The sequence below is a fragment of the Sinimarinibacterium thermocellulolyticum genome, assembly GCF_040327995.1.
GTDB classification, from domain to species: domain Bacteria; phylum Pseudomonadota; class Gammaproteobacteria; order Nevskiales; family Nevskiaceae; genus Solimonas; species Solimonas thermocellulolyticum.
This window is the reverse complement of the sequence record NZ_JBEPIJ010000002.1, coordinates 151,837-164,125: the sequence shown is the minus strand read 5'-3', so window position 1 is coordinate 164,125 and position 12,289 is coordinate 151,837. Positions and strand designations below refer to the sequence as shown.

14 protein-coding genes are annotated in these 12,289 nt (G+C 68.0%); 3 read left to right on the top strand and 11 right to left on the bottom strand.

From position 1 onward, the window contains the following. Nucleotides 1-6 precede the first annotated feature (6 nt). Nucleotides 7-261 carry a glutaredoxin 3 gene (gene grxC, locus ABSH63_RS02585; protein WP_352887184.1) on the bottom strand — a complete coding sequence of 85 codons (255 nt, stop codon included), beginning with the start codon at nucleotides 259-261 and terminating at the stop codon, nucleotides 7-9. 10 nt (nucleotides 262-271) lie between these two features. Further along, entirely contained in the window at nucleotides 272-697 is a 426-nt protein-coding gene (locus ABSH63_RS02580) for a rhodanese-like domain-containing protein (RefSeq protein ID WP_352887183.1), read from the bottom strand. A gap of 85 nt (nucleotides 698-782) precedes the next feature. Here ABSH63_RS02580 and ABSH63_RS02575 point away from each other — a divergent pair, with 85 nt between their 5' ends. The 3 genes from ABSH63_RS02575 to ABSH63_RS02565 all read left to right on the top strand — a co-directional run bounded on the left by ABSH63_RS02575 (nucleotide 783) and on the right by ABSH63_RS02565 (nucleotide 4,370). Then, nucleotides 783-1,946, top strand: coding sequence for a murein hydrolase activator EnvC family protein (locus tag ABSH63_RS02575; RefSeq protein WP_352887182.1), 1,164 nt, complete (start codon nucleotides 783-785; stop codon nucleotides 1,944-1,946). A gap of 161 nt (nucleotides 1,947-2,107) precedes the next feature. After that, nucleotides 2,108-3,448 carry a S41 family peptidase gene (locus ABSH63_RS02570; RefSeq protein ID WP_352887180.1) on the top strand — a complete coding sequence of 447 codons (1,341 nt, stop codon included), beginning with the start codon at nucleotides 2,108-2,110 and terminating at the stop codon, nucleotides 3,446-3,448. A gap of 85 nt (nucleotides 3,449-3,533) precedes the next feature. After that, nucleotides 3,534-4,370 carry a divergent polysaccharide deacetylase family protein gene (locus ABSH63_RS02565; protein WP_352887178.1) on the top strand — a complete coding sequence of 279 codons (837 nt, stop codon included), beginning with the start codon at nucleotides 3,534-3,536 and terminating at the stop codon, nucleotides 4,368-4,370. Here ABSH63_RS02565 and ubiB read toward each other — a convergent pair. The 9 genes from ubiB to dapF all read right to left on the bottom strand — a co-directional run bounded on the left by ubiB (nucleotide 4,268) and on the right by dapF (nucleotide 12,193). Then, the gene (ubiB, locus tag ABSH63_RS02560) at nucleotides 4,268-5,881 is read right to left on the bottom strand and encodes a ubiquinone biosynthesis regulatory protein kinase UbiB (RefSeq protein WP_352887176.1); all 1,614 of its coding nucleotides are present in this window, start codon (nucleotides 5,879-5,881) and stop codon (nucleotides 4,268-4,270) included. The two genes, ABSH63_RS02565 and ubiB, sit on opposite strands and share 103 nt — an antisense overlap. Next, on the bottom strand, nucleotides 5,878-6,501 hold the full coding sequence (locus ABSH63_RS02555) for a ubiquinone biosynthesis accessory factor UbiJ (RefSeq protein ID WP_352887175.1): 624 nt from the start codon (nucleotides 6,499-6,501) through the stop codon (nucleotides 5,878-5,880). Before ABSH63_RS02555 ends, ubiB begins: the two co-directional genes overlap by 4 nt. A 10-nt stretch (nucleotides 6,502-6,511) precedes the next feature. Further along, nucleotides 6,512-7,270 (bottom strand): bifunctional demethylmenaquinone methyltransferase/2-methoxy-6-polyprenyl-1,4-benzoquinol methylase UbiE, encoded by a 759-nt coding sequence (gene ubiE, locus ABSH63_RS02550; protein WP_352887173.1) that lies wholly within the window; start codon nucleotides 7,268-7,270, stop codon nucleotides 6,512-6,514. A 58-nt stretch (nucleotides 7,271-7,328) separates the two neighbouring features. Continuing rightward, nucleotides 7,329-7,739, bottom strand: a complete 411-nt coding sequence (locus ABSH63_RS02545; protein ID WP_352887172.1) for a gamma-butyrobetaine hydroxylase family protein — start codon at nucleotides 7,737-7,739, stop codon at nucleotides 7,329-7,331. A gap of 11 nt (nucleotides 7,740-7,750) precedes the next feature. After that, on the bottom strand, nucleotides 7,751-9,106 hold the full coding sequence (gene hslU, locus ABSH63_RS02540; protein ID WP_352887171.1) for an ATP-dependent protease ATPase subunit HslU: 1,356 nt from the start codon (nucleotides 9,104-9,106) through the stop codon (nucleotides 7,751-7,753). After that, entirely contained in the window at nucleotides 9,103-9,648 is a 546-nt protein-coding gene (gene hslV, locus ABSH63_RS02535) for an ATP-dependent protease subunit HslV (RefSeq protein ID WP_352887170.1), read from the bottom strand. The genes hslU and hslV overlap by 4 nt, the downstream gene beginning before the upstream one ends. A 79-nt stretch (nucleotides 9,649-9,727) precedes the next feature. After that, the gene (locus ABSH63_RS02530; protein WP_352887169.1) at nucleotides 9,728-10,675 is read right to left on the bottom strand and encodes a tyrosine recombinase XerC; all 948 of its coding nucleotides are present in this window, start codon (nucleotides 10,673-10,675) and stop codon (nucleotides 9,728-9,730) included. Continuing rightward, nucleotides 10,662-11,366 carry a DUF484 family protein gene (locus ABSH63_RS02525; RefSeq protein WP_352887168.1) on the bottom strand — a complete coding sequence of 235 codons (705 nt, stop codon included), beginning with the start codon at nucleotides 11,364-11,366 and terminating at the stop codon, nucleotides 10,662-10,664. The genes ABSH63_RS02530 and ABSH63_RS02525 overlap by 14 nt, the downstream gene beginning before the upstream one ends. Further along, on the bottom strand, nucleotides 11,354-12,193 hold the full coding sequence (dapF, locus tag ABSH63_RS02520; RefSeq protein ID WP_352887167.1) for a diaminopimelate epimerase: 840 nt from the start codon (nucleotides 12,191-12,193) through the stop codon (nucleotides 11,354-11,356). The genes ABSH63_RS02525 and dapF overlap by 13 nt, the downstream gene beginning before the upstream one ends. Nucleotides 12,194-12,289 lie beyond the last annotated feature (96 nt).

Sequence of the window (12,289 nt, the reverse complement as noted above, 5' to 3'; positions counted from 1 at the left end):
TCAACGTCAGTCCTTGAGGAGGGTGTCGAGGCGCCCGCAACGCTCGAGCGCATAAAGATCGTCACAGCCGCCGACGTGCACATCGCCGACGAAGATCTGGGGCACGGTGTAGCGTCCGGTGATGCGCGTCATCTCCTCGCGGCGTTCTGGGCAGCCGTCGACGGCGATCTCATCGACCTGCACACCCTTGGACGAGAGCAGGCGCCGGGCCATCACGCAGAACGGGCACGTGCGCGTGCTGTACATGCGTACCGCCTTCATCTGCACAGGCTCACTTCGTCGTCACCGGCAGATTCGCGCCGAGCCAGGCATTGAGCCCGCCGCGCAGCGGGTACACCTCGGCGAACCCCAGCTTGCGCAGCCGCTCGGCCGCGGTCACGGCGTTCGAGCCGAGCGCGCAATACACCAGCACCGGCTTGTCCTTGTCCTTGGCGATGGGGCCAAGGTGTTCGTCGAACTTGGTCAGCGGCGCGTTACGCGCCCGCAGCAGGTGGCCCTTTTTGAAGTCGGCCGGCGTGCGCACATCGAGGATGATCGGGTCGCGATCGTTGATCAGGCGCACCGCCTCGGACACCGTCAAGCGCTTGCCGCCGGTGAGATTGCCATGCACCTCGTTGGCGATCAGCAGCGCCACGACGACGCCCAGCGCGATGAACAATCCGGGGTGATTGCCGAAGAATTCGAGAAACTGCTGCATCAGCGGGCTACGGGATCGGGAAATCGGGCCAGCGGCCCGCAAAACCGGTGCGAGCCAAAGGACGGTGGACTGCTAGCATTATCGCATGATCCGCCCCGCCGCCCTGGTGGTCACGCTGCTGTGTGTGCTGTGCGGCGACGTCCTCGCCGCGAGCGCGGACCTGCGCGAGCGCCAGGCTACGCTGGACAAGCTGCGCAGCCGCATCGACGAGCTGGCGCAGTCGATCGAGAAGGATCAGAACCAGCGCGATGCGCTCGCACGCGAACTGCAATCGATCGAACGCCGCATCGCAGCGGCCGAGGCCGAACGCGCCTCCGTGCAGCAGCAGGTCGAGGCACAACGCGCGCGCATCCACGACACCGAGCAGCAGCTCGTCGCGTCGCGGCGCACGCTCGACCAGCGCCACCGCACGCTGGCGCAGCAGTTGCGCGCCGCCTATGTCATCGGCCGCCAAGGGCAGGTGCAGTTGCTGCTCAACCAGAACGACGTGCAGCGGATCGGCCGCATGCTGGTCTACTACGAGTACCTGCAGCGCGCGCAGGCTGGCGCGATCGAGGCCATTCGCAGCCGCGTCGATGAGCTCGAAGCGGTGTCCGAGCGCCTGCAGGCGGAGATCGCACGCCTGACCGAGCTCAAGTCGCGCCAGGAAGCGGCCCTCCAAGAGCTGCGCGAGTCGCGCGGCGCGCGTGCGCGTGCGCTCGCCAAGCTGCGAGCGCGCATCGTCGACGAAAAGTCCGAGCTCGAACGCCTGCGCAGCGAAGAGCGTTCGATCCGCGAGCTGATCGAGCGCGTCGAAAAGACTCTGTCCGAGCTACCGCCGCCGGCGCCGTCCAGCGACCGTTACTCCGACAATCCGCTGCCGTCGCTGCGCGGCAAGCTGCCGTGGCCGGCGCGCGGCAAGCTGATCGCGCGTTACGGCGATGCCAAGGCCGGCGGCAAGCTGACCTGGAAAGGCCATTGGATCGGCACTGCCGAAGGCGCCCCGGTCAAGGCGGTCGCCCGCGGCCGCGTGGTTTATGTCGGCTGGCTGCACCGCTACGGCTTGATCGTGCTGCTGGAGCACGATGGCGGCTATTACAGTCTGTACGGGCACGCGCAGTCGGCGACGGTCAAGGTCGGCGACACCCTGCGCGCCGGTCAGGTCGTGGCGCGTGCCGGCACGACCGGCGGGCACGAACAGCCGGGCGTCTATTTTGAACTGCGCAAGGGCACCCAGGCGGTCGATCCAGGGCAGTGGCTGACGCGCTGAGGGGGCGCGCCCGCCTGGGAGCGCCGCGCCGCGTGCGTGGCCAGATGGCAGACGGCCGCGATCCGATCTGCGCCGGTATCCTCACACGGTGAACCGCCGCGCTTTCCGATCCGTCTCGCAGTTGTTATCGTGATCGTCCGGTTCACGTTCTCCGCTATCTCATGTCTCCGACCCAACGCGTGCCGCTGGCGCTTGCCGCCGGTGTCCTGATCGGCGCCTCGGTGAGCCTCACCTCCGGCGTGCTCGCCGACAAGACCAAGTCGGCCGAAACCGTGCCGGTGAAGGATCTGCAGACCTTCGTCGAGATCCTCAACCGGGTCAAATCCGACTACGTCGAGGAGGTGGACGACAAGACCCTGCTCGAAAATGCCGTGCGCGGCATGCTCTCCGGGCTCGACCCGCACTCGGCGTACCTGGACAAGGACGAGTTCAAGGAGATGAACATCGCCACGTCCGGCAAGTTCGGCGGGCTGGGGATCGAAGTGCAGATGCAGGACGGCTTCGTGCGCGTGGTCGCGCCGATCGACGATACGCCGGCGGCGCGCGCCGGCATCCAGCCGGGCGATCTGATCGTGAAAATCGATGACACGCCGGTCAAGGGCCTGACGCTGTCCGACGCGGTCGAACGCATGCGCGGTGAACCCGGCACCAAAATCACGCTGACGCTGGTGCGTGAGGGTGAGGCAGCACCCAGGGTGCTCCACCTGGAGCGCGCGGTGATCAAGGTGGCCAGCGTGCGGGGACGCCTGCTCGAACCGGGGCTGGGGTATCTGCGCATTTCCAGCTTCACCACGGAAACGGCGCCGAACCTGCAAAAGGAGCTGGCCAAACTCGAAAAGGAATCACAAGGTGCGCTCAACGGCCTGATTCTCGACCTGCGCAACAACCCCGGCGGTGTGCTCGATGCGGCGGTCAAGGTCAGCGACGCCTTCCTCGACAAGGGCACGATCGTCAGCATCCGCGGCCGCAACGGCGAGGGCAGCCGTGAGTTCGACGCGACCGCTGGCGATGTGCTCGACGGCAAGCCGATCGTGGTGATGATCAACGCCGGCTCGGCCTCGGCATCGGAAATCGTCGCCGGCGCGATCCAGGACCAACGCCGCGGCATCGTCGTCGGCAGCCGCAGCTTCGGCAAGGGCTCGGTGCAGACCATCCTGCCGTTGTCCAACGAGGGCGCGATCAAGATCACGACGGCGCGCTATTACACGCCGTCGGGCCGCTCCATCCAAGCCGAGGGCATCGAACCCGACATCGTCATCCGGCCTCTGCGCATCGCCCGCAACGAGGACGGCGAGCCCGAGCCGTTCACGCCGATCTCGGAGGCCGATCTGGCCAAGAGCCTGAGCAACGAGAACGACGACCCCGCGCACCAAGAAGAGGTCAAGAAGAAGCGAGCCGCCGCGGAAAAGCAGGAAAAGGCCGCGCGCGAACTCGCCGAAAACGACTACGCGCTGTACGAGGCCCTGAATCTGCTCAAGGGCCTGGTGATTGCCGCGCGCTAGGCTCGAAACCGTGCGTCGGCAGCTCAGGGGGATGCTGCTGGCAATGCTGATCGGGACCGGCGCGGTCCCCGCGGCGGCGGCGCCAATGATCAGCATCGTCATCGACGATCTCGGCGACCGCTGGGAGCAGGACCGGCGCGTGGTCGAGCTGCCCGGTGCCGTGGCCTGCGCTTTTTTGCCGGAATCCCCGCACACGCCGCGCCTCGCCGCGCTGGCCCACGCCGCCGGCAAGGAAATCCTCGTGCATCTGCCGATGGAGCCCGAGACCGGCAGCGGTCATCCGCTCGCGATACGGGTCGGTGAGACGGCCGAAGTCCGCAGCCGTCGCATCGCGCGCCTGCTCGAGAGCGTGCCATACGCCACCGGCGTCAACAATCATCAGGGCAGCCGCGCAACCGCGAGCCGCGGCACGATGCACGCGGTGATGCGCCAGCTTTCCCTGCACGGCACACGCTTTTTCGTCGACAGCATGACCAGCCGCCACAGCCTCGCCTACCCGCTGGCGCGCGCCTACGGCATCCCGGCGACGCGAAGACACGTGTTCCTCGACCATGAACGCGGCGCGGAGGCCGTGCGCGCGCAGTTCGCACGCCTGATCGCGCTGGCGCGACGCAGCGGCGGCGCGCTGGCGATCGGCCACCCCTATCCCGAGACAATCGAGGTGCTCGAGCAAACCCTGCCGCAGCTTGCGCGGCTCGGCGTGGAATTGGTGCGGCCGTCGGAGCTGATCCGCCGCCTCGAACGCGAACCGCCGGTGCTGCCGCTGCAACTGCGGATCTCGACCGCGCTGACCAGCATCCACTCCGCCGGCGGGGATCTTCAGCGGCGCAGCGCGCTGAACAACAGGCCGAGCGCGGCGGCGGCAAGGCCCCAGCTCAGCAGCGGCGCACCGGCGATCAGCGGCCCCTTACCGGCGAGGTAGACCAGACCCGCCCCCAGACCGCAGCCCGATGCGATGATCGCCTGGCGCTGTCGGCGAGCGGCAAGCCGCAGCTCCTCGCGCAAAGCCTGCAGCTCGGCGCGCGTGACCTGGCTGTCGCGTGACGGCCGCGCGAGGCGGTGCAGTGCCTGCGGCAGCGCCTCGGCGAGCAGCGGAAGCTGATCGCGCAGGCGTTCGAACGTCGCCGCCGCGCCGATGCGCCGGCGCATCCAGTCCTCCATGATCGGCTTGGCGGTCTTCCACAGATCGAGCTCGGGGTTGAGCTGGCGGCCGAGGCCCTCGATCTGCAGCAGCGTCTTCTGCAGCAACACGAGCTGCGGCTGCACTTGGTAGTCGAAGCGCCGCGCGATCTGGAACAGGCGCAGCAAAAAGAAGCCGAACGAGATTTCCTTGAGCGGGCGCTGGAAGATCGGCTCGCACACGGTGCGGATCGCCGCCTCGAACTCCTCGACCCGGGTGCCGGCCGGAACCCACTCGCTCTCGACGTGCAGCTCGGCGACACGCCGGTAGTCGCGGTTGAAGAAAGCGTAGAAGTTCTCGGCGAGGTAGCGCTGATCCGACGGCGTGAGCTGGCCGACGATACCGAAATCCACGGCCAGATAGCGCGGATGCTTCGGATCGCTGGCGTCGACGAAGATGTTGCCCGGGTGCATGTCCGCGTGAAAGAAATTGTCGCGGAAGGTCTGCTTGAAGAAGATCTCGACGCCGCGCTCCGACAGCGCCTCGAAATCGACGCCGAGCGCGCGCAGGCGATCCAGTTCGCGAATCGAGATGCCGTAGATGCGCTCCATCACCAGCACGCGCGTGCGCGTGTATTCCCAGAACACCAGCGGGTGATAGATCAAGTCCGAGCCCAGCCAATTGCGCCGCAGCAGCGCGGCATTCGCGCCCTCGCGCATCAGATCGAGCTCGTTGAGGATCACCTTCTCGTATTCGGCGACCACCTCGCGCGGCCGCAGACGGCGCGCCGTCGGCGAGAAGCGCTGCGCGAGGGCGGCGAGCGTGTGCAGCAGCTCGATGTCGGCGGCGATCACGCGCTCGATACCGGGGCGCAGCACCTTGACCACGACCTCCATGCCCGGGCTGCCGTCGGCGCCCGCATGCAGGCGCGCGGCGTGCACCTGCGCGACCGAGGCCGATGCGATCGGCGTGTCGTCGAAGGCGGCGAACAAGGTCTCGACTGGACGACCCAGTTCGGCCTCGATGATGCGCCGCGCCTCGGCGCCGGGAAACGGCGGCACGCGGTCCTGCAGCTTCGCCAGTTCGGCCGCGATGTCCGGCGGCACCAGATCGGGCCGCGTGGACAAGGCCTGACCGAACTTGATGAACACCGGGCCCAGTTCTTCGAGCGCAAGGCGCAGGCGCTCGCCGCGCGGTCGCGGATCGCGCGCCGGCTTGCCCGGATCGAGTAGTTCGCGCAGCCGGTAGCGCGCGACCACGCGGCGGATCTGCAGCAGCCGACGCCAGCGCGAGATGCTGATCGCCCGCGTCATGCGGCGCGGCTCAGGGATTCGGCCCGGCGCAGGCGCGCCTCGAAGCGGGCGACGTCGTCGCGCAGCTTCTCGACCGCGGCGCTCCAGTCGGCGACATCGGCCGCCCGCGCCAGATCGCCGGTTTCCTCGCGCAGGTACTCGGCAGCGTCCAGGCCGAGCGTCGCCGCGCTGCGCCGACCCCAGGCCAACAGCTTGCCGAGACCGCGCACCGCGCGGTGGGCGAGATCGTCGCCGAGAAAGCGGGCCGCGAACTCCTCGGCGTCGAAGCCGACCTCGGCGAGCATGCGGCTGAAGCGCTGCAGCGGCTCGACATCACCCTCGACCTGCAGGCCAGACGGAATCCCGGCGTCGCGGCCCTCGCGTACGGCGTTGAGCGCGAGCTGCAGCAGGGTCCGCGGATGCCCGCTCACACGCACGTCGGGTTTGCGCGGCGGCTCGGGCGCGACGCGCACACCACCGGCGTGGAACTCGAGGCAGAACGCCCAGTCCGGCGTTTCGGTGCGCAGCTCGATCACGCGCCCGGACAACCTCGCGCATTGGGCAAGCACCGAGGGCTCCAGCCCAAGGTGGCGGTTGAGCGCGATCTCCATCGCCGCGCACAGCAGGGCCGGAGCGCTCATCGCTCGTGTCTCATGCGACGCGAAAGCCGCGATGCACGGCGACGATGCCGCCGGTCAGGTTGTAGACCTGCACGCGCTCGAAGCCGGCGTCGACCATCATGTTCTTGAGCGTCGCCTGATCCGGATGCATGCGGATGGATTCGGCGAGATAGCGGTAAGAGGCCTCGTCGTTGGCGACGTAGCGACCGAGCAGCGGCAGCACCTTGAACGAATACTGGTCGTAAACCTTGGCCAGCGGATCGAGGACCGGTTTGGAAAATTCCAGGATCAGCAGGCGACCGCCCGGCTTGAGGCAGCGCCGCATCGAGCGCAGTGCGGCGTCCTTGTCGGTGACGTTGCGCAGTCCGAAGCCGATGGTGATGCAATCGAAGCTGGCGTCGGCGAACGGCAGGCACTCGGCATTGGCCTGCACCAGCGGCACGCCGCTGACGCCGGCATCGATGAGGCGGCGCCGGCCCTCGCCGAGCATCGCCGCATTGATGTCCGAGAGGATCACCTGCCCCTGCGGACCGGCGGCGCGGCGCAAGGCGCGGGTCAGATCGCCGGTGCCGCCGGCGACGTCCAGCACCCGCTCGCCCGGCCTCACGCCGGCGAGGTCCACGGTGAAACGCTTCCACAGGCGATGAATGCCCATCGACATCAGGTCATTCATCAGGTCGTAGCGCCGTGCGACGGAGTTGAACACGCCGGCGACACGCGCTCGCTTTTCGCCGGTCGGCACTTGCTCGTAGCCGAAGTGGGTGTAGCCCGGCTTGTTGTCTTTGGACATGCGGCGAGGTTCGCGGGACGAAGACCGGCATTGTAGCGGCCCGTCCAGACTCCTCGCGTCAGGCGCCGGGCGGCGTCCAGGTCTTGACCAGGGCCGAGAGCTTCACGACGGCGCTGTCGCGCGACATCTGGTGCGCGTCGAGCCGCTCGAGATAGCGCGTCCAGTTGGCCTGCTGCCGCTCGCCCAGCTCGCGCAGGATGTCCCAGGAGTAGATGCCGCTGTCGTGGCCGTCGTCGAACACCAGACGCACCGCATAGCGGCCGACCGGCTCGACGCGGGCGATGTTCACCGCGCGCTTGCCGCCGATCAACATCGGTTCCGGCAGACCGTGACCGCGCAACTCGGCGCTGGGCGAGAACACGCGCAAGTACTCGCAGGGCAGCTCGAAGCGCTTGCCATCCGCCCACGCCACCTCGAGCACGCGCGCCTTGCGGTGCAGACGGATCAGATTCGGCGCCGGCGTGCTCACGGCCGAGCGCCTCAGAGGATGTAGCGCGAAAGATCGTCGTCGCCGGCGAGCTTGCCCAGACGCTGCTCGACGTAGGCCGCGTCGATCACGACCTCGCTGCCGGCGCGGTCGGGCGCCTCGAAGGCAATCTCGTCCATCAGCCGCTCCATCACCGTGTGCAGGCGCCGTGCACCGATGTTCTCGGTACGTTCGTTGACCTGCCAGGCCACCTCGGCGATTCGCCGCAGACCCTCCTCGGTGAAACGCAGGTCGACGTCCTCGGTCTTCATCAGGGCGCGGTACTGCTCGGTGAGCGAGTAATTGGGCTCGGTGAGGATACGCAGGAAATCCTCGGCCTTGAGCGGATCGAGTTCGACGCGGATCGGCAGCCGCCCCTGCAGCTCGGGAATCAGGTCCGAGGGTTTGGCGAGATGAAATGCCCCGGAGGCGATGAACAGGATGTGATCGGTTTTCACCGAGCCGTACTTGGTGCTCACCGTGCTGCCTTCGATCAGCGGCAAGAGGTCGCGCTGAACCCCCTCGCGCGATACATCGGCACCGGCGTACTCGCCGCGCCGGCAGACCTTGTCGATCTCGTCGATGAAGACGATGCCGTTCTCCTCGGCATTGCGTACCGCCTCGGATCTGATCGCCTCCTCGTCGATCAACTTGCCTGCCTCCTCGTCGATCAGTTCGCGTAGCGCCTCGCCGATCTTCATCTTGCGCGTCTTGGCGCGATGCTGGCCCAGATTCGCGAACATGGACTGCAGCTGCTGGGTCATTTCCTCCATGCCCGGCGGTCCCATCAGCTCGACGCGCGGCGTCGGCTGATTGAGCTTGATCTCGATCTCCTTGTCGTGGAGCTTGCCTTCACGCAACTGCTTGCGGAACACCTGGCGCGCGGCGCCGTTCTCCTGCTGGCGCTGCGGGCTGGCTTCGCCGAAGTCCTTGGGCGGCGGCAGCAACACGTCGAGGATGCGCTCTTCGGCGGCCAGCTCGGCGCGGTCGCGCACGCGGCGCATCGCCTGCTCGCGCGTCATCTTCACCGACACGTCGACCAGGTCGCGGATGATGGTGTCGACGTCTTTGCCGACGTAACCGACCTCGGTGAACTTGGTCGCCTCGACCTTCACGAACGGCGCGTTCGCAAGCCTGGCCAGACGCCGTGCGATCTCGGTCTTGCCGACGCCGGTGGGGCCAATCATCAAGATGTTCTTGGGGTGGATCTCGGCGCGCATCTGGCCGTCGATCTGCGCGCGCCGCCAGCGGTTGCGCAGCGCGATCGCGACCGCGCGCTTGGCCGCCTGCTGACCGACGATGTGGCGGTCGAGCTCGGCGACGATCTCGCGCGGCGTCATGGTGGATGAGGGTTGCGGCGTGTCGTTCATCGGGACTCGATCGTCTCGATCGTCAATTGGTGGTTGGTGTAGATGCAGATGTCGGCGGCGATGTGCAAGGCCTTTTCGACGATGCTGCGCGCATCCAGCGTGCTGTTTTGCACCAGCGCGAGCGCCGCCGCCTGGGCGTAGGCGCCGCCCGAGCCGATCGCCAGCACACCGGACTCTTCGGGTTCCATCACGTCGCCATTGCCGGTGATCATCAGCGAGGTCTGGGCATCGGCGACGATCAAGAGGGCTTCGAGCCGGCGCAGGTAGCGGTCGGTACGCCAATCCTTGGCCATCTCGACGGCGGCGCGCAGCAACTGTCCGCCGTGCTTGTCGAGCTTGCCCTCGAAGCGCTCGAACAAGGTGAAGGCATCGGCCGTGCCGCCGGCAAAACCAGCGATGACCTTGTCGTTGTGCAGCCGCCGCACCTTGCGCGCGTTGCTCTTGATCCGCGTCCTGTCGAGCGAGACCTGGCCGTCACCGCCGAGCGCGACCAGATTGCCGCGGCGGACGCAGAGGATGGTGGTACCGTCGAATTGCTTCATGTCGGATTCGTTCGCGGAGGAAGGTCCATCCTGGGGCCGCCGCGCCACCCTTTCAAGGCGCTCGCCGCGAGTCGCGGCCTCAACGTGCGCTCGGGCGCTGCTTCTTGGCGCGCGGATGGGCCTCGTCGTAGACCGCGCTCAACCGTTTCCAGTCCAGGTGGGTGTAGATCTGCGTCGTGGACAGGTGTGCGTGGCCGAGCATCTCCTGCACCGCACGCAGATCGCCGCTGGATTCGAGCAGGTGGGTCGCAAACGAATGCCGCAGGCGGTGTGGATGGATGCGCACGCCGAGCTCGCTGCTGCGCGCCCAGGCCTTGATGCGCGCGCCGATCGACGCGCGCGACAGCCGCCGGCCGCGGCTCGACACGAACAGCGCCGGCTCGTCGGCCTGTGCGTACTGCGGGCGCAGCCGCAGCCACTGCTCGAGCGCCGCGCGCGCCGCTTTGCCGATCATGACGATGCGCTGGCGCTGGCCCTTGCCGGTGATGGTGGTTTCGCTGCGCTGGCCGGCCACGTCGTCGACATTGAGGCCGTGCAGCTCGGCCAGGCGCAGGCCGCCGGAGTAGAGCAGCTCGACGATGGCGCGATCGCGCACTGCCAGATCGCCTTGCGGCGCGCGGTCCAGCGCCTGATTGAGCACGTCGGCGGCGATCACCCCGGGCAGGCGACGCTTGTGGCGCGGCGCGCGCACCGTCTGCGCCGGGTTGGCGTCGAGGCGCCGCTCGCGTACCAGGTATCGAAAGAACCCGCGAAGCATCGACAAATGGCGCTGCAGACTCGCCGGCTGCAGGCCGTCGCGATGGCGTGCGGCGATGTAGGCGCGCACCAGATGCGGGTCGATCTGCGCAAGATCACGGATCGCCGCCTGCGTGCAGTAGGCCGCGAACGCTGAAAGATCGCGCCGCGCCGCCGCGCAGGTGTGTGGTGAGCAGCGCCGCTGTTGCGCGAGGTGACGGACGTACTCATCGATCAGCGGCGCGAGCAGCACCGGGGCCGCGGGCGGTGTCGACGTGTCAGATGCGCGCACGGATCGCGGCGGCGACCAGATCCGCCATCAGTTCCAGAAACAGCTTGCCCTGGCGCGGCTGGAAGCGCTGCGGATCGACGCTGCCGAGCGCGAGCATGCCCAGGCACTTTTCCTTTTCCAGCGGCACCACCGCGGCCGACTGCACCGGCGCTGCCGCCTTCGGGAACAGTAGCCGCGCGCGCTCCTCGGCGATCGGCCCGCACTCGATCAGGCGCGTGCGGAAAAAGTTCTCGAACGCGCGGGCGAGTCTGCCGTCCGCGTCGATCGGGTGGATGCCCTCGATGTCGTGGCGCTTGAACTGCGCGGAAACTACGCCGACGAAGACTTCGTCGATGCCGAAGTCCTCGCGCAGGCAACGGGCCAGGCCGGCCGCGATCGCGGCGAGCGAGGGTGCGCGGATCAGCGTACGCGCCAAGCGCTGGATGCTCTGCGTACGGCGTTCGTTGTCGCGCGCGGTCTCGACCAGCCGCTGCATGCGATCTTCGAGGCGCTGGTTCTTCGCTCGCAGCATGTCGACCTGTTTTTCGATCAGGGACACCGCGGAGCCGGTCTTGTGGCGCAGCTCGATGATCTCCAACAGATCAGGATGGCGGCCGAGGAAGTCGGGATGCGCCTTGAGAAAAGCGACGACCTCGCGCTCGCTGAGCTTGGTTGCCGGCGCGTCCTCGCGCGCGACCGTCAGTTCGGCCATTCGATTTCTCCCGTGAATACCGTCTCCGCCGGCCCGGTCATCCGCACCGGGCTGTCCTGCCCCTGCCACTCGATGGTGAGGATACCGCCCTTGAGCTGCATCTCGACCCGCGCGTCGAGCAGACCCCAGACGCGCCCGATCACCGCGGCGGCGCAGGCGCCGCTGCCGCAGGCCAGCGTCTCACCGACGCCGCGCTCGTAGACGCGCAGCCGTGCGTGAGCGCGATCGACGATCTGCAGGAAGCCGACATTGACGCTCTGCGGAAACGAAGGGTGCGCTTGCAGCAGGCGCCCGACCTGCTCGACCGGCGCGGTGTCGACGTCGTCGACCCGCGTCACCGCGTGAGGATTACCCATGCTCACGGCGCCGATCTCCAGCGATGCGTCGCCGGACAGCGTCAGCGCGTAGCGATCGGCGCGCGCAGCCGCGTCGAACGGGATCTGCGCCGGATCGAACTGCGGCACACCCATGTCGACGCAGTAGAGCCCGTCGCCGACGGTTTCGATCTGCATCGTCGCGGTCGCGGTGCGCACGCGGATCTGGCGTCGGTCCGACAGTCCGGCCTCGCGCACGTAACGCGCCAGTGCGCGCGCGCCATTGCCGCACTGGCCGGATTCGGAACCGTCGGCGTTGTAGATGCGATAGTCGAAATCGACGTCCGGCGCCGATGGCGGCTCGACGACGAGGATCTGGTCACAGCCGACGCCGAAGCGCCGGTCGGCGAGTCGGTGCAGCAGCGCCGGTGTCGGCCGGAACGCCTGGCAGGTCGCATCGATGACCACGAAATCATTGCCGGCACCGTGCATCTTGGTGAATCGCAGCTTCATGCGGCGATTCTACCCCGCGAGGTCCTCACCCGGCCTTCGCGCGTGCCGGTTGCAGGGCGCACGCGGCGGACGGGATACTGCGCGCCAGCCTCCACC